At 64.9% G+C, this 18,944-nt stretch carries 16 protein-coding genes; 9 read left to right on the top strand and 7 right to left on the bottom strand.

Translation table 11 applies throughout. The annotated features are described in order from the left end of the window. Window positions 1–39: 39 nt before the first annotated feature. Together lptM and argH are read right to left on the bottom strand one after the other, a co-directional pair. Window positions 40–246: an LPS translocon maturation chaperone LptM gene (gene lptM, locus AU465_RS19545; RefSeq protein ID WP_192251436.1), complete on the bottom strand. Its 207-nt coding sequence runs from the start codon at window positions 244–246 to the stop codon at window positions 40–42. A gap of 73 nt (window positions 247–319) precedes the next feature. Further along, on the bottom strand, window positions 320–1,720 hold the full coding sequence (gene argH / locus AU465_RS19540) for an argininosuccinate lyase (RefSeq protein ID WP_192251433.1): 1,401 nt from the start codon (window positions 1,718–1,720) through the stop codon (window positions 320–322). 36 nt (window positions 1,721–1,756) lie between these two features. Here argH and tlpA point away from each other — a divergent pair, with 36 nt between their 5' ends. Then, window positions 1,757–2,440 carry a thiol:disulfide interchange protein TlpA gene (gene tlpA / locus AU465_RS19535; RefSeq protein ID WP_192251430.1) on the top strand — a complete coding sequence of 228 codons (684 nt, stop codon included), beginning with the start codon at window positions 1,757–1,759 and terminating at the stop codon, window positions 2,438–2,440. A gap of 52 nt (window positions 2,441–2,492) precedes the next feature. Here tlpA and AU465_RS19530 read toward each other — a convergent pair whose 3' ends face one another. Beyond that, complete coding sequence (locus tag AU465_RS19530) at window positions 2,493–4,934, bottom strand: bifunctional diguanylate cyclase/phosphodiesterase (RefSeq protein WP_192251427.1); 2,442 nt, start codon at window positions 4,932–4,934, stop codon at window positions 2,493–2,495. A gap of 130 nt (window positions 4,935–5,064) precedes the next feature. Continuing rightward, window positions 5,065–6,105 (bottom strand): endonuclease/exonuclease/phosphatase family protein, encoded by a 1,041-nt coding sequence (locus tag AU465_RS19525; protein WP_192251424.1) that lies wholly within the window; start codon window positions 6,103–6,105, stop codon window positions 5,065–5,067. Window positions 6,106–6,342: 237 nt separating this feature from the next. Here AU465_RS19525 and AU465_RS19520 point away from each other — a divergent pair, with 237 nt between their 5' ends. The 5 genes from AU465_RS19520 to AU465_RS19500 all read left to right on the top strand — a co-directional run bounded on the left by AU465_RS19520 (window position 6,343) and on the right by AU465_RS19500 (window position 11,596). Then, window positions 6,343–7,695 (top strand): extracellular solute-binding protein, encoded by a 1,353-nt coding sequence (locus AU465_RS19520; protein ID WP_192251421.1) that lies wholly within the window; start codon window positions 6,343–6,345, stop codon window positions 7,693–7,695. Between the two features lie 142 nt (window positions 7,696–7,837). Continuing rightward, the gene (locus AU465_RS19515) at window positions 7,838–8,722 is read left to right on the top strand and encodes an ABC transporter permease subunit (RefSeq protein ID WP_192251418.1); all 885 of its coding nucleotides are present in this window, start codon (window positions 7,838–7,840) and stop codon (window positions 8,720–8,722) included. 7 nt (window positions 8,723–8,729) lie between these two features. Continuing rightward, the gene (locus tag AU465_RS19510; protein WP_192251415.1) at window positions 8,730–9,644 is read left to right on the top strand and encodes an ABC transporter permease subunit; all 915 of its coding nucleotides are present in this window, start codon (window positions 8,730–8,732) and stop codon (window positions 9,642–9,644) included. Window positions 9,645–9,656: 12 nt separating this feature from the next. Continuing rightward, the gene (ugpC, locus tag AU465_RS19505) at window positions 9,657–10,757 is read left to right on the top strand and encodes a sn-glycerol-3-phosphate ABC transporter ATP-binding protein UgpC (protein WP_192251412.1); all 1,101 of its coding nucleotides are present in this window, start codon (window positions 9,657–9,659) and stop codon (window positions 10,755–10,757) included. A gap of 41 nt (window positions 10,758–10,798) precedes the next feature. Further along, window positions 10,799–11,596 (top strand): phosphodiesterase, encoded by a 798-nt coding sequence (locus tag AU465_RS19500; RefSeq protein ID WP_192251409.1) that lies wholly within the window; start codon window positions 10,799–10,801, stop codon window positions 11,594–11,596. A gap of 23 nt (window positions 11,597–11,619) precedes the next feature. Here the strand turns inward: AU465_RS19500 and AU465_RS19495 are convergent, their stop codons facing one another. The 3 genes from AU465_RS19495 to AU465_RS19485 all read right to left on the bottom strand — a co-directional run bounded on the left by AU465_RS19495 (window position 11,620) and on the right by AU465_RS19485 (window position 15,453). Next, window positions 11,620–12,702 (bottom strand): ABC transporter ATP-binding protein, encoded by a 1,083-nt coding sequence (locus tag AU465_RS19495; protein ID WP_192251406.1) that lies wholly within the window; start codon window positions 12,700–12,702, stop codon window positions 11,620–11,622. Then, complete coding sequence (locus tag AU465_RS19490) at window positions 12,699–14,273, bottom strand: ABC transporter permease (protein ID WP_192251404.1); 1,575 nt, start codon at window positions 14,271–14,273, stop codon at window positions 12,699–12,701. The genes AU465_RS19495 and AU465_RS19490 overlap by 4 nt, the downstream gene beginning before the upstream one ends. A gap of 172 nt (window positions 14,274–14,445) precedes the next feature. Continuing rightward, window positions 14,446–15,453, bottom strand: a complete 1,008-nt coding sequence (locus AU465_RS19485; protein WP_192251401.1) for an iron ABC transporter substrate-binding protein — start codon at window positions 15,451–15,453, stop codon at window positions 14,446–14,448. 204 nt (window positions 15,454–15,657) lie between these two features. On the opposite strand from AU465_RS19485, the gene AU465_RS19480 reads away from it, so the two are divergent. The 3 genes from AU465_RS19480 to AU465_RS19470 all read left to right on the top strand — a co-directional run bounded on the left by AU465_RS19480 (window position 15,658) and on the right by AU465_RS19470 (window position 18,936). Further along, window positions 15,658–16,194: a sigma-70 family RNA polymerase sigma factor gene (locus tag AU465_RS19480; RefSeq protein ID WP_192251398.1), complete on the top strand. Its 537-nt coding sequence runs from the start codon at window positions 15,658–15,660 to the stop codon at window positions 16,192–16,194. Window position 16,195: 1 nt separating this feature from the next. Further along, a complete protein-coding gene (locus tag AU465_RS19475) occupies window positions 16,196–16,834 on the top strand; it encodes an NrsF family protein (RefSeq protein WP_192251395.1) in 639 nt (212 codons plus the stop codon). 185 nt (window positions 16,835–17,019) lie between these two features. Beyond that, on the top strand, window positions 17,020–18,936 hold the full coding sequence (locus tag AU465_RS19470) for a PAS domain S-box protein (protein WP_312891292.1): 1,917 nt from the start codon (window positions 17,020–17,022) through the stop codon (window positions 18,934–18,936). Window positions 18,937–18,944 lie beyond the last annotated feature (8 nt).

The following is an 18,944-nucleotide window of genomic DNA, read 5'->3' as shown; positions in this document are numbered from 1 at the left end:
AAAATTGGAGCACGATGAGATCGGATGATCTCATCGACTCTAGAGCAACGGGTCGAGAATGAACTTCTTGTCCTTGACCGGTTTCTCCGGCTCGGGCGGCAGCGGCTGTTTCGCCTTTTCCGCATCCTTGCGGGCCTGGACGGCAGCCTCGTAAGGCGTATCGAGGCCGCCCCTCCTGCCGCAGGCCGTGACGGTGACAACCGCCGCCAGCAGCGCGAGCGTCACCAAAATCCTGCCTCGGGTCATCGATCCATCCGTTCGAAACTGTTTTGTCCAGCCGCCGCTTTTAGCCGAGTTTTCGGCGCATTGCATCCCGGCATTACGCCTTGGCGAGCCGCTTTTTCCAATAGCGGATCTGCTTCTTCACCTCGGACGGCGCGGTGCCGCCGAAACTAACGCGGCTCTTCACCGAATTCTGTACGGCAAGCACCGAGAAGATGCCCTCGGTGATGCCGGGATGGATCGAGCGCAGGTCCTCCAGCGAGAGCCTTTCCAGCCCGACCTTCTTCTCCTCGGCAAGAGCGACGGCGCGGCCGGTGACGTGATGGGCCTCGCGGAAGGGGAGGCCGAGATTGCGCACCAGCCAGTCGGCAAGGTCGGTCGCCGTGGCATGACCGGCGCCGGCGGCCTTCTTCATGGCGGCGGCGTTCACGGTCATGTCGCGCACCATGCCGGTGGTGGCGGCCAGCATCAGGTCGAGCGTCTCGGCGGCGTCGAAGACCGATTCCTTGTCCTCCTGCATGTCCTTGCCGTAGGTCAGCGGCATGCCCTTCATCACTGTCAGCAGGCCGACCAGATGGCCGTTGATGCGACCGGTCTTGCCGCGCACCAGTTCGGCGGCATCCGGGTTCTTCTTCTGCGGCATGATCGAGGAGCCGGTGGAGAAGGAATCCGAGAGCCGGACGAAGCCGAATTGCGGCGTCGACCAGATGATGATCTCCTCGGCAAGCCGCGACAGGTGCGTGCCGCAGATCGCGGCGATCGACAGGAACTCGAGCGCGAAGTCGCGATCGGAAACGCTGTCGAGCGAATTGCGCATCGGCTCGCGGAAGCCGAGCGCCTTCGCCGTCATGTGGCGGTCGATGGCGAAGCTGGTGCCGGCAAGGGCGGCGGCGCCCAGCGGGCTTTCGTCCATGCGCTCGATGGCGTCGCGAACGCGCGAGAGGTCGCGGCCGAACATCTCGACATAGGCCATGCAGTGATGGCCGAAGGTCACCGGCTGCGCCGCCTGCATGTGGGTGAAGCCCGGCATAACGGTTGCGGCATGCTCCTCGGCGCGTTCGAGGAAAGCGGCGATCAGATCCTTCAGCGCCCGGGCGACGCGCTGGCATTCCTCCTTGACCCAGAGCCTCAGATCGACGGCCACCTGGTCGTTGCGCGAGCGGGCGGTGTGAAGCCGCCCGGCGGCCGGGCCGATCAGGTCGGCAAGGCGCGCCTCGACATTCATGTGGATGTCTTCGAGCTTGGTCGAGAATTCGAACCTGTCAGCTTCGATCTCTTTCAGGATCGTGTCCAGGCCGTGAGCGATTTTTTCTTGATCGGCCGCCGAAATAATGCCCGTTTGCGCCAGCATCTCGCTGTGGGCGATCGATCCGCGAATATCCTGCGCGTAGAGTTTGCGGTCGAAGGAGATCGACGCGTTGATCGCTTCCATGATCGCGGCCGGACCCGAGGCAAAACGTCCGCCCCACATCTGGTTGCTGGCCTTCTTGTCGCTCATCGCTATAACCCGTGCTCTGGAGCAGTTTTTAAGAAAATGGCAGACGGCAATAAATTCTTCCCGGCCCCGCGCCTCATCCTCGCCGCCCTGGTGGCGGGCGTGCTGGCCGGCGCGGTCGCGGTATATGTCAGCGAGAGCGGTTCTGGCAACAACGCCCCGTCCCAGGCCGCCGCGCGTGCCGACGGCAAGGACGACGTCGCCTGCAAGGCCAAGGCCGAGCATGCCAGGCAGGTCGCGGCAAAGGCCGTCGGCCAGGTCGCGGCGCTGCAGCCCGCGGACCCGCCGCAATCGCTGAAGAGCCTTGCCTTCAACGGACCCGACGGCAAGCCGATGACCATCGCCGACCATGCCGGCAAGACGGTGCTGCTGAATCTTTGGGCGACCTGGTGCGCGCCCTGCCGCGCCGAAATGCCGGCGCTTGATGCGCTGCAGAAGGAAAAGGGCGGCAACGCCTTCGAGGTCGTCGCGGTCAATGTCGACACCGGAGACGACGCCAAGCCGAAGAAATTCCTCAGGGAAATCGGCGTCGAGACGCTCGGCTATTATCGGGATCCGACGATAGCTTTGTTCAACGAGGTCAAGACGCGCGGGCTGGCGCTGGGTTTGCCCGTCACCATGCTGATCGACGGCGAAGGCTGCCTGATCGCGCATATGAACGGCCCGGCGGAATGGTCGAGCCCCGACGCCAAGCGGCTGGTGGAAGCCGCGCTCGGACCGTGATCCCGAACGAGTGAAGCCGGGTTTGCGTCGCTGACCTTGGATCGAATAACCGTCAGATCGAGCGCGATGCTGCGGCCGGTTCCAGCATCAGAATGCTGCCGCCGCGCGACATGACGCGATCGTTGGCAGCCGGCGCCGGCACGCCGGTGAGCTCGCTGAAGGTTTCGATCGGGCCTGGCCTACCGAGATAGTATCCCTGGCCGATCTCGCAGTCCTCAGCATCGAGGAAGCGCAATTCGTCGAGCGTCTCGACGCCTTCGGCCAGAACCGGCAGGCCGAGGCCGCGCCCCAGCCCCAGCACGGCGCGCACGATGGCCGCGACCTGGCCGTTCCTGTCGACCGATTTGATGAAGGACCCGTCGATCTTGATCTTGTCGAAGGGGAAGGCGCGCAGGTTGGACAGGGACGAATAGCCGGTTCCGAAATCGTCCATCGCGACGCGGACACCAAGCGCCTTGACCTGCCGCAAGGTCGCCAGCGCCCGCGGCATATCCTTGATAAGCGCCGTCTCGGTCACTTCAAGCTCCAGCCGGCCAGGCGCAAGACCGGTGCGGAGAAGGATCTCGTGCACTTTGCGGCTGAAATTCGGGTTGTGGAGCTGCACCGCCGAGACGTTGACGGCGATCGTCAGCGGATTTTTCCAACGCGCGGCTTCCCCGCAAGCCGTCGCCAGCACCCATTCGCCGATCTGGGCGATGCCGCCGCTGTCCTCGGCCACAGGAATGAAAACGGACGGCGGGATATTGCCGCGTTCGGGATGATGCCAGCGGATCAAGGCTTCGAAACCGATCATCTTGCCGCTGCTGATCTCCTTCTGCGGCTGGTAGACCAGCCGGAACTCGCCGCGCGCCACCGCCTGGCGCAGATCATGCTCCATGGCGCGCCTGTCGCGCGTCTCCGCACCCATCGAAGCCTCGAAATAGCGGTAGGTGTCCTTGCCCTCGGCCTTGGCGCGGTAGAGCGCCGTATCGGCATGGCTGACCAGCGCCGCCTGCTCGTCGGCATCCAGCGGGCAAAGGGCGATGCCGATGCTCGCCGACACCAGCTCACCGCCGGGCGACAGCTGGCTCTCCTGACGCAGCTTGGAAAGCACCGCCTCGGCGATGCGGCCGGCTGCCTGCGGATCGGGAAGGTTCGGGGCGATGATGGCGAACTCGTCGCCGCCGAGGCGGGCGAGCATCTGCCCTTGGCGGAGCACGCTCGAAGCGCATTGCGCCACCCTTTGCAGCACGGCGTCGCCGGCGGCGTGACCGAAGAGGTCGTTCACTTCCTTGAACCGGTCGAGGTCGAGAAGCATGAGCGCGAGCTGCCCGCCCTTGCCGTTGCCGCCCGCCGCGGCGATCTCGGCTTCGAGCCGGCCGGTGAAGCTGCGGCGATTGGCAAGCCCGGTCAGCGGGTCGAAATGCGCGAGGCGAATGATCTCCTGTTCGGCCTTCTTGCGCTCGCGTATGTCGCGGACGGCGACGACGTTGTGGGGCTTGCCGCAATAGTCGATGCTGCGGGCGATCAGCTCGACGGGGATCCGGGTGCCGTCCAGGCTGCGCAGCTCGGCTTCCTGCGCCTGCGCGTTGCCGCCGGCGATGCTGGAGGCGATCCGCTCGCCGAAGAGATCGCCAAGCGTCATCGTGTTCAGCGTGCCGGCGGCGATGCCGCTCAGCGCCGCGATGCTGTCGTTGGCGCTGACGATGCGGCTGCCGTCGCAGACGATCAGCCCTTCCACGGCGGCATTCGCCAGCCCATGCATGCGTTCGGCCTCGACCCGGTGGCGGCGGAAGCGCAGATCGATGCGGAGCGCGGCGGCCGAGAGCACCAGGATGATGATGCTTGCCGTGGCGGCGGCGAAGGCCTGCGACATCGGCGCGATCGTGAATTGCGAGATCTCTATCGATGAGTCCGGGTAGATCGAGACAGCCGCCATGGCGATGAAATGCAGGGTGCAGATCGCCAGCGTCAAAAGGACGGCGGCGGCGATCGTCGCCAGGGTCGACGGTCGCCGCAGCACGACGATCAGCGAAAGCGATGCAAGCGTGACGCCCGCCACCAGCGAAAGCGCGACGAGCAGCTCATTCCAGACGATCCTGCCCTGGACCTCGAACGCTGCCATGCCCGTATAATGCATCGTTGCGATGCCGGCGCCGAGCACGGCGCCGCCGACAAGGTAGTGATCGATGCCGCCGCGTATGGTGGCGATCCACATTCCCGCGGCGGTCAGGATGACGGAAGCGGCCAGCGACAGCGCGGAGAGCTCCGCGTTATAGGCGTTGGGTATTCCCGGCGTGAAGGCGACCATGGCGATGAAATGCGTCGCCCATATGCCAAATCCGGTGGCCGTGGCCGCAATCAGCAGCCAGGCATAGCGATTTCGACTGGTCGATTGCTGGACATGGCGAAGAAGATTGACCGCAGAAAAAGACGAAATTCCGCAGATCAGCGCCGCAAGCGCGACCAATCTCAGATCGTGCTCATGCACGATACAATTATAGACGGTCAACATCTTGCTTCACCTGATCTTCCCGCATCAATCAAGTCGAGATTGATTAGGGCTCGACGACTGAAGAATCGATTAGCGCGCCCGCAACTGCAGCGGGCCTCTCAGGTTGTATTGTGCGGCGCCTGACCAGCCGTCATTCAAGGTGAACGGTCACGACGATCGCGTCATGCTCGGCGCTCGGGCTGCCATCGGGCAACAGTGCCGGCAAAGTGGCCGGCGCGCTTGCCACCAGGTCACGGGTGAAGAACCAGTCGATGCGGCCGATCGGCGTCGGATCGCCGGCGGCGCGCCGCTGGGTCGGCCGGTCGAGCGTGTTGGCGTCGCGCCAGCTGTAGCCGCGTTCGGCAAGCAACTGGAACAGCGGTTCGCGGCGTACCACCTCGATCAACCGATCGGGTTCGGCCGCGATCCGCGCGCGCCATGCGGCCGGGTCGTCGTGCCGCTCCTCATGGCTGGCGGTCAGCGTGTTGAAATCGCCGCCGATCAGCACCGGCGCTTGCGCATCGTATTTGTCGATAGCGTCGAGGAGGTGGCGTGTCTGGTCCGCGCGACCGGCGGGATCGGTGCGGTTTTCGAGATGCACCGAGACGACCGTCACCCGGCGCTGGTCGAGCAGCACCTGGCCGCCGATCGCCATGCGGCCGCCGATGCGTGGCTGGCCGCGCTCGGGCCGGAACCAGCCGCCGGCGGCATCCAGGCGAATGAGGAACGGCCGGTTGAGCGGGACAACACTGGTCACGGCGTTGCCGTGAAAGCCTTCCGTATTCTCGGCTTTGCCGGCTGCCGTCTGCTCCGATGCATTGCCGGCGCCGAGCTCGACGAACTCGACGCCGTAGGCAAAGGCATGGCCGAGCCGATCGGCAAGCCGGCTCAGCGGATGGCTGTTGCCGGAGCGGGCCATGCCCTTGTCGACCTCCGTCAGCAGCACCACGTCCGGCGCCTGGCCGGCGATCGTCGCGGCGATCGCTTCGACATGGCGAAGCCGCTCGACGTTCCAGGCCATCACCGTCAGGCTTTCACCGGCGCCGTCGCGGGAGGTCCTGCCGCCGATCTCGATTTCGCCCAATGCCGGAATGGCGGCCGCGTGGCGCATATGGGTGGCGCTGTCGCGTGGACCTTCCCGCATCGCCAGGCGGTCGGCGATCGGCACATGGGTCAGTTGCGGGACAAGCATGGCGTTCGCCAAAATTTAGCCGGTTAACCAAGAAGGTCTTTACGCTGCTCTTAAGCGCCCTAGCTTGCTAGACCGCCGATATGACGATTTCATGCCGGCGCGACCGCCGAGGGGGAGGAGAGACTGGCTGTCCACAGGCCGCAAAGCCCACAACAGAACTGTCACATACCTTCTCTAAGAGAGCGGGCAAGGACTTGCGCAAAACCTTGTGAAACTGCCACTCAAGAGGGAAAAACCATGACCATCATCAAGCGGGGCCTTGCTGCCCTTGCCGCCGGCGCGCTCAGCACTGCGCTCGCGGCTCCTGCGTCTGCGGAGCCGGTCAAATTCGATTTCTGGTTCGGCCTGTCGGGCGATCTGGCGCGCGTCGTCGATACGCTCTGCAAGAACTTCAACGCCTCGCAGTCCGACTACGAAGTGGTCTGCACCAGCCAGGGCAATTACGACGCCACGCTACAGAACACGATCGCCGCCTTCCGCGCCGGCAAGCAGCCCACCGTCGTCCAGGTCTATGACGTCGGCACCGCCACCATGATGCTGTCGGGCGCTTACAAGCCCGCCGACAAGCTGATGGAAGAGAACGGCTACAAGATCGACTACAGCGACTTTTTCCCCGGCATCGCCCGCTACTATGCGACGTCGAAGGGCGAGATGCTGTCCTTCCCGTTCAACTCGTCGACGGCGCTGATGTACTGGAACAAGGACGCCTTCGCCAAGATCGGCAAGACCGAAGCGCCGAAGACCTGGGAAGACGTCGGCGCCGACGTCAAGGCGCTGAAGGACGCCGGCTATGATTGCCCGATGGCGATCAACATCTCCGGCAACGAGAGCTGGCAGCTGATGGAGCAGTTCTCTGCCATCCACAATCAGCCGATCGCCACCAAGAACAACGGCTATGACGGCCTCGACGCCCGCCTGGAAATGAACAAGACCACGTTCGTCCAGTATGTCACCGATCTCAAGAAGTGGTATGACGACGGCCTGATCAAGATCAAGTCGAAGGACCTCGGCCAGGATATGGTGCAGGCCTTCGCCACCGGCACCTGCCAGGTCATCATGACCTCGGTCGGCGATCACGGCACGGTCGGCAAGACCCAGAAGGAAGGCATGAACTGGGATGTCGCCGAGCTGCCGGTCTATGCCGGCACCGAGCGCAAGAACTCGCTGGTCGGCGGCGCTTCGCTGTGGGTGCTGTCCGGCAAGTCGGAGGCGGAGTACAAAGGTGCCGCGGCCTTCCTCAACTTCATCCACGACCCCAAGACCGCTTTGTTCTGGTCGACCAACACCGGCTATATTCCGGTGACGAAGTCGGGCTTCGAATACATGAAGTCCAGCGGCTTCTACGACAAGGCGCCCTATAAGGGCCGTGAAGTGGCGATCGCCAGCCTGACCGCCTCGGAGCCGACCGAGATCACCCGCGGCATCCGGCTCGGCAACTTCACCCAGATCCGCGCCGAGTTCGGCACGCAGATGCAGGCGATCTTCGCCAACAAGGAGAGCGTGCAGGACGGCATCGACGCGCTGGTCAAGAACGGCGACGCCATCCTCGACCGCTTCCAGCAGACCTACCCGAACAAGACGCTTCCCTAAGCCTCGACAATTCGTGGCCGCTCGCCGATTCTTGTTGAGCATGATCTTCTCCGAAAACCGGTTGCCACTTTTCGGGATCATGCTTCAATTGGCGGGCGGCCGTTTCTTATCAGGCTAGCCGCTCGACGGCTTCGGCGGATCGATGGAAAAACGCGTCACTTTCGGCAAATGGACGATCGGCATCCTGTTCGCGGTGCCGCAGCTCATCCTGATCTTCACCTTTTTCTACTGGCCGGCCGGGCAGGCGGTCTACTGGTCGCTGACGCTGCAGCAGCCCTGGGGCGGCGGCAACATCTGGGTCGGCCTCGACAATTTCCGCTCGATCCTCGCCAATGCCGACTACTGGAATTCGATCACCGCCAGCCTTGTCTTTGCCGGGATCAGCACGGGGCTTGCCATGCTCATCGCGCTGGTGCTCGCCACCTTGACCGACCGCCAGCTTGCCGGCTCACGTCTCTACCGCGTCGTGCTGATCTGGCCCTATGGCATCGCAGCGCCGGCGCTTGCGATGGCATTCCGTTTCATCCTGGCGCCCGAGGCCGGCTTCATGGCCGCCGTCAACAAGGTCTGGCCGGGCTTCTGGGATCCCGGCCTCAACGGCGCCGACGCCATGGCTTCCGTCATCATCGCCTTCTCGTGGAAATATGTCGGCTATAATTTCATCTTCTTCCTCGCCGCGCTGCAGGCCATCCCGCGCTCGCTGATCGAGGCGGCGGCGATGGACGGGTCAGGCGTCATCCGCCGCTTCTGGGACATCCAGTTCCCACTGATCACGCCGACGATCTTCTTCCTCCTGGTCATCAACATCACCGAGAGCTTCCAGGACTCCTTCGGCATCGTCGACATCATGACTGCCGGCGGCCCGGCGAACGCCACCAACCTGATGGTCTACAAGATCTATTCCGACGGCTTCAAAGGCCTCGATTATTCCGGCGCCGCCGCGCAGAGCATCATCCTGATGCTGCTCATCATCGTGCTCACCATCTTCCAATTCCGCTTCATCGAGCGGCGCGTGCACTATCGCTGAGGCGGCCATGGTCGAGCGCACCCCGATCCTCAACTTCTTCACGCATCTCATCCTGTTCGTCGGCTTCGTATTTTGCGTGGCGCCGTTCGTCATCGTGGCGATCGCCGCCTCGCACAATCTGAAGGACGTCAATGACGTGCCGATGTCGCTGCTGCCGGGCAGCGATTTCTGGGTCAACATCAAGACCGCCTGGACGACGGCCGACCTCGGCCCGAAGCTCTTCAATAGCTTCGTCATGGCGGCCGGCGTCGCCGCCGGCAAAGTGATCATCTCGGCGCTCACCGCCTTCTCGATCGTCTATTTCCGCTATCCCGGGCGGATGCTGATCTTCTGGTTGATCTTCGTCACGTTGATGCTGCCGCTCGAAGTGCGCATCGTGCCGACCTACGCCGTGGTCGCCAACGTGCTGTCGCCCTATCAGGCGATCATGGACGTGACCGGGATCAGCTGGCTGATCGAGAAGATCTCCGGCGTGCAGGTCTCGCTCAGCCTCGGGCTGCTCAATTCCTACACCGGCCTGATCATGCCGCTGATCGCCACCGCCACCGGCACTTTCCTCTACCGCCAGTTCTTCCTGACGGTGCCGGACGAATTGACGGAAGCCGCGCGCATGGACGGCGCCGGCGCGCTGCGCTTCTTCATCGACATCCTCTTGCCGCTGTCGCGCAACAACATGGCCGCGCTCGGCACCATCATGTTCCTGTGGGCCTGGAACCAGTATCTGTGGCCGCTGCTCATCACCACCGATCGGTCACATGCGACGGCGGTGACCGAGCTCAAGCAGCTCATTCCCAATGTCGGCGGCGCGCCGGAATGGCATATCGCCATGGCCGGCACGTTGATCGTCATGCTGCCGCCGCTGATCGTCGTGGTGCTGATGCAGCGCTGGTTCGTGCGCGGCCTGATCGCCACCGAAAAATAGGGAGACGATAAAATGGCCTCCATCACCATCCGCGATGTTAGGAAAAGCTATGCCAAGATTGAGGTCGTGCATGGCGTCAATCTCGACATCGCATCCGGCGAGTTCGTCGTCATCCTCGGGCCGTCGGGCTGCGGCAAGTCCACGCTGCTTCGCATGATCGCGGGGCTGGAGGAGATCTCCGACGGCACGATCGCCATCGACGGCGCCGTGGTCAACAAGCTCGAGCCGCGCGAGCGCGGCTGCGCCATGGTGTTCCAGAACTACGCGCTCTATCCGCATATGAGCGTCGCCCAGAACATCGGCTATTCGCTGAAGGTGGCCGGCGTTCCCGCAGCCGAACGCGTCCAGCGCATCCAGGCCGTCGCCCGCATCCTGGAGCTCGAGCATCTGCTCGACCGCAAGCCGATGGCGCTCTCCGGCGGCCAGCGCCAGCGCGTCGCCATGGGTCGGGCCATGATCCGCGAGCCCAAGGTCTTCCTCTTCGACGAGCCGCTCTCCAACCTCGACGCCAAATTGCGCGTGCAGATGCGCTCGGAAATCCGCAAACTTCACCGGCGGCTCAGCGCCACCTCCGTTTTCGTCACGCACGACCAGGTCGAGGCGATGACGCTGGCCGACCGGCTGGTGGTGATGAATGGCGGCCGCGTCGAGCAGGTCGGCACGCCGGCGCAAGTCTACAGCCGGCCGGCGAGCCGCTTCGTGGCGACCTTCGTCGGCGCGCCGGCCATGAACATGCTCGAAGGCACGGTCACGCTCGAAGGACTATCGCTTCTGGGCGGCAGCCGGCGGCTAGCGGTTTCCCGCGCGGGCCTCCCCGTGGGCTCGAAAGTCGCGGTCGGCATCCGGCCCGAGGCCGTGCGCATGGTGGCGCCGGGTACGCCCGGCGCGCTCGCCGCAACGGTCGATCTGGTCGAAGAGCTTGGCGCCGGCCGGGTCGTCTATGTCGATCTCGACGGAGCGCCGTTCTCGGTGGTGACCTCCGAGACCGTCCATCCCGAGCCAGGCAGCGCGATCGGACTGCAATTCGCCGAGAGCGACCTGCATTTCTTCTCGTCGGAGACCGGAAGCCGGCTCGACGTGTTCAAGGCTTCGGTGCCAGAGCCGGCACTGTAAGCGGCCGGCTGCTTTTGCAAGATTGATTGAGGGTTCATGGAATGAAGATCATCCAGGTTACCGACGTCCATCTCGGCCGTCGGGGAGAGGTCCGCTTCGGCGCGAATCTGCATGAGCGGCTCGACCGCTGCATCGACCATATCAATGCCCGTAATGGCGATGCGGCGCTCTGCGTCTTTACCGGCGATCTGACCGAGTCCGGCGATACGGAAAGCTATGCCGACCTGAGATCCGCGCTCAGCCGGCTCTTAGTGCCCTACCGGCTGCTGCCCGGAAACCACGACCGCCGTGCCAACCTCATTGCCGCCTTTCCGGAAAACGGAACCGATGGCAACGGCTTCGCGCAGTCGGTCTTCGATACGCCCGAGGGGCGGCTGGTGTTCATCGACAGCCTGGCCGAAGGCCGCGTCACGGGAGAACTGTGCGACGACCGGCTTGCGTGGCTGGACACGCGGCTTGCCGAAGCGGAGGGCCGGTCAGCCTATCTGTTCCTGCATCATCCGCCGGTCGAGCTCGGTCTCGCGCTGCTCGATCCGCTCGGCCTCGAACAGCCGCAGCGGCTGCTCGACATGCTCACCCGCCACGGCAATGTCCGCTACATCTTCTTCGGCCACGTCCATCGCGACATCGCCGGCACGGTCGCGGGCATTCCGTTCTCGGCTCAGCGCGGCCTGCATGCCCGCTTCATGCTCGACCTGGTGGGCGACGAGGTGGTCGAGCAGGCGCCGCCCGCCTATTCGATCATCCTGATCGACGGGCCGCGCGTCATCGTGCACAGCCATGATTTCCTGGAGAGCTGGCCGCTCTGGTCGCCGGCCACCGGCGAGAGGGTACGGTAGAGCAACCGCGCCAGCCCGCCGTTTTAGACAAACACGTGCGCCTTGCCGATAACGGTGAGGCGCACGATCTCGCCGACCGCCGGCGCATCCATGCCCGTCTTGCGCAGGATGAGCGGCGTGTTGCCGATCGCGGCCGCATCCGGCGGATCGGGGCTGTTGAGCAGTCGCACCGCGATGGTGCAGACCGAGCCCGCGAATTCGGAGTCCGTCACTTCGCCGAACAGCATGTCCGGCGTTCCCGACATGCCTTCGCGCGAGGTTCGCTTGAGGACCACCTGCTCGGGCCTGAGCATGATGCGGGCGACATCGCGCCGCTCTGCGGTGTCGACGGCGATGCGGCCGAGCGGCGAGATGGCAAAGCCGCCGGCGATCCTGGCCGGCACGATGATTGCGTCGCCGAGGAACTCGGCGACCATCCTGTCCTTGGGCTGGAAATAGAGCTCGCGCGGCGTGCCGACCTGCGAGAACAGGCCGTCGCGCATGACGGCCACCTGGCTGGCGAAGGACAGCGCCTCGGCCTGGTCGTGGGTGACCAGGATGGTGGTGATCCCGGCTTCCTCCAGAAGCTCGGCTACCGCCTTGCGCATCGAGGCACGGAGGCCGGTGTCGAGCGCCGAGAACGGCTCATCGAGCAGCATCAGCCGGGGTTTCATCGCCATGGCGCGGGCCAGCGCGACACGCTGCTGCTGGCCGCCGGAAAGCTCGTGCGGACGGCGCTTCAGGATGGCCTTGTCCAGCCCGACGATATAGGCGAGCTCGACGATGTGCTCGGCGCGCTTCTCGGCGTTTCGCGCCATGCCGAAACCGATATTGTCGGCGATGGTGAGATGCGGGAACAGGGCGCCGTCCTGCGCGACCACGCCGATGCCGCGGCGATGCGCCGGCACGGCCGCGCCGCCATTGGCAAGCACCTTGCCGTCGAGCGCGATGCGGCCACGATCAGGCGCCTCGAAGCCGGCGATCAGCCTCAGCAAGGTGGTCTTGCCGCAGCCGGAGGGTCCGACGATCGCGGTGCGGCTGCCGCCTTCGACAGTGAGGTCGACGCCGGCGAGCGCCGCCACCGGGCCATAGTGTTTCGTCACGCCGCTGAGTTCGAGGAAGCTCATCGGCCGGCCATCCGCTTTGACTGGACGTAGAGCACCCAGGTCATCGGCAGCGACATCGCAACCATGATCAAGGCGTAGGGCGCGGCCGAGGCGTAGTCGATCTCGCCGCTGTAGGACCAGAACGCCATCGCCAGCGTGCGGGTGCCGTTAGGCGCCAGCATCTGGGTGGCGGTCAGCTCGTTGGTGATGCCGAGCGCCACCATCGCCATGCCGGCCGCAGCACCCGGCGCCGACAGCCGGATCGTCGTCGCCCACAGCGCCTTGAGCGGCGGGCGGCCCAGGCTGGAGGCGGCGCGCTCGAGCTCCACCGGCGCCTGCGCGATCGAAGCGCGCAGGCTGACCAGCGCGCGCGGCAAAAACATCAGCGCATAGCCGAAAAGGATGGTGAAGAGCGTCTGATAGAGCGGCAGCGCGATACGCACGGTGATAGTCACCAGCGCTAGCGCGACGACGACGCCTGGCAACGAGCTGACGATGTAGTTGCAGCTCTCGAGCAGGCGCTGCAAAGGGCCCGGCGCGCGGATCGAGATCCAGGCCATCGGCATCGCGGCGATGGTGGCAAGCAGCGCGCCGGCGATGGCGAGGAACAGCGTCTGTCCGAGTGCCAGGCCGATCTCGTCCCAGCGCCAGATATCGGCGCCACCGGCGAGCAGCCAGCGGCCGACGGTCACGAAGGGCACACCGAGCGTGAGCAGCGCGGTGACGGCGGGCAGCAGCAGGCAGGGCAGCATGGCGCGGCCGAGCCGGGTGCGCTGCTGCTGGCGCGCCGCACCCGAGCCGACGCGCGCATAACGCTCCTCGCCGCGCACGATCACTTCCAAGCCAAGCAGCACGAAGCAGCAGGCGACGAGCACGGCGGCAAGCATGTTGGCCGCCGGGCCGTTGAAGGTCGACTGGAATTGGTCGACGATCGCCGTGGTGAAGGTGTCGAAGCGAACGAAGACAAAGAGGCCGTATTCGGCAAGCAGGTGCAGGCCGACCAGCAGCGAACCGCCGCAGATGGCGAGCCTCAATTGCGGCAGCACGACACGCGCGAAGACCCGCCACGGGCCGAGGCCAAGCGCGGCCGCGGCATCCTCCAGCGCAGGGTCGAGCCGGCGCAGCGCGGCCGCGATCGGCAGATAGAGGAACGGGAAATAGGCGATGACGGAGACCAGCACGCCGGCCCAGAGCCCGTGCAGGCCAGGCACAAGGCTGATCCAGGCATAGCTGTGGACGAAAGCGGGAATGGCGAGCGGCGCAACCGACAGCCACGACCACAGCCGGTTGCCAGGCAGATCGCTGCGCTCGGTCAGCCAGGCGAGCGCGACCGACAGCACGATGGCGACCGGCACCGACACGACGACGAGCAGGACAGTGTTGATGAGGAGTCCGCCGACACGAGGACGGAAGATCAGCGCCACGACCGTTTCCCAGCCGGTCTGGATCGCCGTCCAGACGATGAAGGCAAGCGGCAGCAGCGCGATCAGCGAGACGAGGGCGGCGGCCAGCGTGATCCACGACGTGGACCGCCGGCGCTGCCTTGCGGCAGCCGGCAGGCCTGAGGGCGTGAGGTCGATCGCGGATACCATCAGAGGGAATGCATCACCAGGCTCGACGGACGCAGGCGATCCGATGAACCGCGAACGCGGCCGGAAAGGCAGCTGATCGTCATCGACGAGGCCATCTCCAAAACAAAAGCGCTCCCGCGGAAAGCGAATTCCCGCAGGAGCACGGTCGGTGTCCTTTTAGGACGAACGCGAACTAAAGCAAGCCGGCTTGCGTCATCAGGTCGATGACCTTCTTGGAGTTCAGCGTCGCCGGATCGACCTTCGGCGCCTGCAGGTCGGCCAGCGGCACCAGCTTCGGGTTGGACTCGGCACCCTTGCCGACCGCGTATTCATAGGATGTGCCGGTCTTCAGCACCTCCTGGCCGCCCTTGCCGGTGACCCATTTCAAGAAGGCCTGGGCTTCCTTCGGATGCTTGCTCGAAGCCAGCACGCCGCCACCGGAGATCGACACGAACGCGCCCGGATCCTGTTTCTTGAAATAGTGCTGCCCGATATTCTTGCTGTTCTCGCCGGTTTTCGCCTGGTCGCCGAAATAATAATAGTGGAAGATCACGCCGCCATCGATCTCGCCGGCATTGACCGCCTTCATCACCGTGTTGTTGCCCTTGTATGTGGTGGAGTTCTCCTTCATCGCCTTCAGCCAAGCAGTCGTCGCGGGCTCGCCCTTGAGCTGGAGCAGAGCGCTGACGATGGCCTGGAAATCGGCGCCGGACGGCGAGGCGGCCCAACGGCCCTTCCAGCTCGGATCGGTGAGGTCGAGCAGCGATTTGGGCAACTGGTCTTCCTTCAGCTTGTCCTTGTTGTAGACAAAGACGGTGCTGCGCGCTGCGACGCCCACCCACTTGCCGGTCGAGGGCTGGTATTCCTGCGGCACCTGCGCCAGCGTCTCGGCATCGACCGGCGCGAACAGGCCGGCCGCCTCGACGAGCGCCATCGCCGGCGAATTCTCGGTCAGGAACACGTCGGCCGGCGACGCGGCGTCTTCGGCGACGATCTGGTTGGAGAAATCGCTGTCGCCGCCATTGCGCAGCGTCACCTTGATGCCGGTTTCCTTGGTGAAGCCCTTCGCCCATTCCTTGGCGAGGCTTTCATGCTGGGCGTTGTAGACGATGATGCCGGCATCCTCGGCCAGGGCCGGACCGGCGATCAGGCTCGCCGTCAGCGCGACGGCGCCGGTAAGGGTCAAAAGGGCAAGTTTCATGGGCATCGTCCTCACATCTGGAGACAGGGTTCGGGCACGGCTGCACCTATCAATACCTGATTAGCATAGTCAACATTGTGATGCTGCTTCAATCAGTCGCCGCGCCGCAAACTTTCGTGATTTTCCGGCACTTTGGCTTGGACATTATTTCGCCGGCCACGTAACAAACCAGGGCCGAGACGCGAACATCGGGGGTACACTCTTGTGACCGGCAAGGACGAAGCCGAGCTCTCCCGGCTGCTCAGGGCCGCGATCGCGGGAGACGAAAGGGCTTATGCCGACTTTCTTCACCGGATAGCCGCCCTCGTCCGCGGCTTCGTCCGGCGCAAGATCGTTCAGGGCGGGGTCGACCCCGAGGATGTCGTGCAGGAAACCTTGCTGGCCATTCACGTCAAACGGCACACGTGGCGAGAAGACGCGCCGGTGCTGCCATGGGTCTATGCGATCGCCCGCTTCAAGCTGATCGATGCCTTCCGCCGGCGAGGCCGGCGCATCGAGGTCGAGATCGACGAGATCGCCGAGTCTTTCGCCGAGCCGGAAGCGGAGACGGTCAGCGAGCGCGACATAAACCGGGCTCTAGACGGCTTGCCGCCTGCGCAGCGCTCCGTGGTTTCCTCGATCTCGGTCGACGGCCATTCGATCGGCGAGACGGCAGCCAAGCTCGGCATCAGCGAGACGGCGGTGCGGGTGTCGCTGCATCGCGGCCTTGCCGCGATCGCCAAAAGGTTCGGACGACAGTGACATGAGAACCGAGGACCTCATCAAGGCGCTGGACGCTGATGCCCGCAACAAGGCGATGCCGCTTGGCCTGGCCTGGTGCCTGGCCGTCGGCGTGGCGGTGGTGGTCGCGGCGATGGTCTTTTTCATGACCATCGGTCCGCGCCCGGACATCATGCCGGCCATGCACACGATGCGCTTCATGTCGAAGTTCGTCTTCACCCTGGCGCTCACGGCCAGCGCCTTCGCCCTGGTCCGGGCGCTGTCGACGCCCGGTGAGGCGAGCAGGCGCGCCAAACTATGGATGCTCGCCGCGCCCGTGCTCGTCGTGATCGCCGTGATCCTGGAGCTTCTCGTCGTGCCGGAGGCGGAGTGGGGCAGGCGGCTCGTGGGCTCCAACATGATGATCTGCATGAGCTTCATCCCGCTGATCGGCATCGGCCCGCTGGCGATCTTCCTCGGCATGCTGCGCTATGGCGCGCCGACGCGGCCGGTGCTGGCCGGCGCTATCGCGGGTCTTCTGGCTGGTGGCTTGGCGGCGACCTTCTATGCCGCGCATTGCTTCGACGATTCGCCGCTGTTCGTCGCCACTTGGTACACGATCGCGATCACCTTCCTCACCGCGCTCGGCGCGCTTGGTGGGCGGCTTTTCGTTCGCTGGTAGGATCGCACACCGATCTTTAATCATGCCGGCAATTGTTTGCCGGTTAGCGGAGTGGCCGCCGCCGCTTACGCAACCATTCCTTAAAATCGATCCGCGAGGGTTGTGGCGACGCGCAGTTGCGCATTGGGTGGGATCGCATTTTGGCGTGGTTGAGTTGGAAAGGTCCGCGGGCCGGCAAGCGCGCCGTGCCCCTCTTGATGGCGGCAGGGCTCGTTACCCTGACTGCATCGGTCCTGTTGCCGGCGCTGGAGCTCGGCTCGGAGGCGCTGAGGGTCTGCCTGCAGATATCCGTCGCCGTCACGGCCGTGACGCTGTTTGTCTCGGCGCTGTTCATCCGGAAGATCATCGACGACCGCCGGCAGATCGCCGAGAGCGAGCAGCGCTTTCGCCGCGCGATGGAGGATTCGGCGATCGGCGTCGCCATCGTCGGCCTCGATGGCCGCATCCTTCAGACCAATCCCGCCTTCGCCGCGATGCTCGGCTACAGCCGCGCGGAAATCGAGGCGCTGACCTTCTTCCAGATCACGCATCCCCACGATCTGCGGATCGGCCGTGAGACGATGATCGCGCTGAACGAGGGAAAGATCGATTCCTTCCATTTCGAGAAGCGCTACCTCCGCAAGGACGGCACCCCGGTGTGGGCGCAGCTAGCCGGGTCCGTCATCCGCGATGAGGAAACCCGTCGCCCGCTTTATCTTGTGTCGCAGATCGAGGACATCGATGCGCGCAAGCAGGCCGAAGCGCGCATCGCCGAAGCCGAAACGCGCTGGAACTTCGCGCTGACCAGCGCCGGACAAGGCGTCTGGAGCCTCGACATGCGCAGGGGCGGCACGACCTACTCCGAGACCTGGGTCAGGATGCTGGGCTATGACGATGGCGAGTTGGACGGCGATCCCGACCGCTGGCTGACGATGATCCACCCGGACGACCGCGAGCGCGTCGCCGAGGCGGACCGGGCGCATCTTGCCGGCGAGACGCCTTTCTTCGAGGCCGAGTTCCGGATGCGTCACAAGGACGGCCATTGGGTCTGGATCCTCGACCGCGGTAAGACGATCGAGCGCGACGCCGAGGGCCGGCTGATACGCGCCATTGGCAGCCTGACCGACATCACCCAGCGCAAGCAAGCCGAAGAACGGCTCAAGGTTTCCGCCGCCATGCTGGCCGACGAGAAGGAGCGGCTCAGGGTGACGCTGCAGTCGATCGGCGACGCGGTGATCTGCACCGATGCCGCCAACCGCATCACCTTTATGAACCCGGTCGCCGAAAAGCTCACCGGCGTTGCCAGCGGCGAGGCGCTTGGCAAGGTGCTCGGCCATGTCTACCAGGCGGTCGACGAGGAAAGCGGGCAGAGGATCGGCCTGACGCGACCTTCGGCCGGCGATCGCCACCATTGCGACCAGAACGCCCGCGCCGTTCTCATCCGGCGCGACGACACGCGCTGCAGCATCCGCCAGGTGGTCTCGCCGATCATGAACGACCGCGACGAATTCTGCGGGCTGGTCATCGTCTTCCAGGATTTCACCGACGCGCGCGCCCTGCAGCGCCAGCTCGCCTACGCCGCCGCCCATGATGCGCTGACGGGGCTCGCCAACCGCTCGAGCTTCATCCGCACGATGGAGGAACTGGTCGATCGGTGCCGTCTCACCGGCGGCGAGCACCACTTCATGTTCGTCGACCTCGATCATTTCAAGGCGGTCAACGACACCGGCGGCCATGCCGCCGGCGATGCATTGTTGAAACGCGTGGCCGATGCGATCCGCAATGTGCTCGGGCCCGAGGACATCGTCGCGCGTCTGGGCGGCGACGAGTTTGCCGTCATCCTGAAGTCAAGCGCACCGGCACGGGCTGCAATAGCGGCGCGCTCCATCATCGATACCATCCGCAACCTGAATTTCAGCTGGGACGGTCGGCCGCATTCGATCGGCGCCAGCATCGGGCTCGCGCCGATCCGCGCCGGCTGCGGCGAGGCGGACGAGATCATCGCTCGAGCGGACGCCGCCTGCTATGCCGCCAAGGCGGCCGGACGCGGTTGCGTTTCGGCGGCCCCGGACGAAGCCTCGAAAGACGACGCGGCGCCGCTGCCGCTTGCCGCGGCATCCTGAGCGCCGCG

The organism is Mesorhizobium silamurunense (genome assembly GCF_014843905.1).
Taxonomy (GTDB): Bacteria; Pseudomonadota; Alphaproteobacteria; order Rhizobiales; family Rhizobiaceae; genus Mesorhizobium; species Mesorhizobium silamurunense.
The sequence above is the reverse complement of the archived record's forward strand: the minus strand, read 5'-3'. Positions and strand labels throughout refer to the sequence as shown.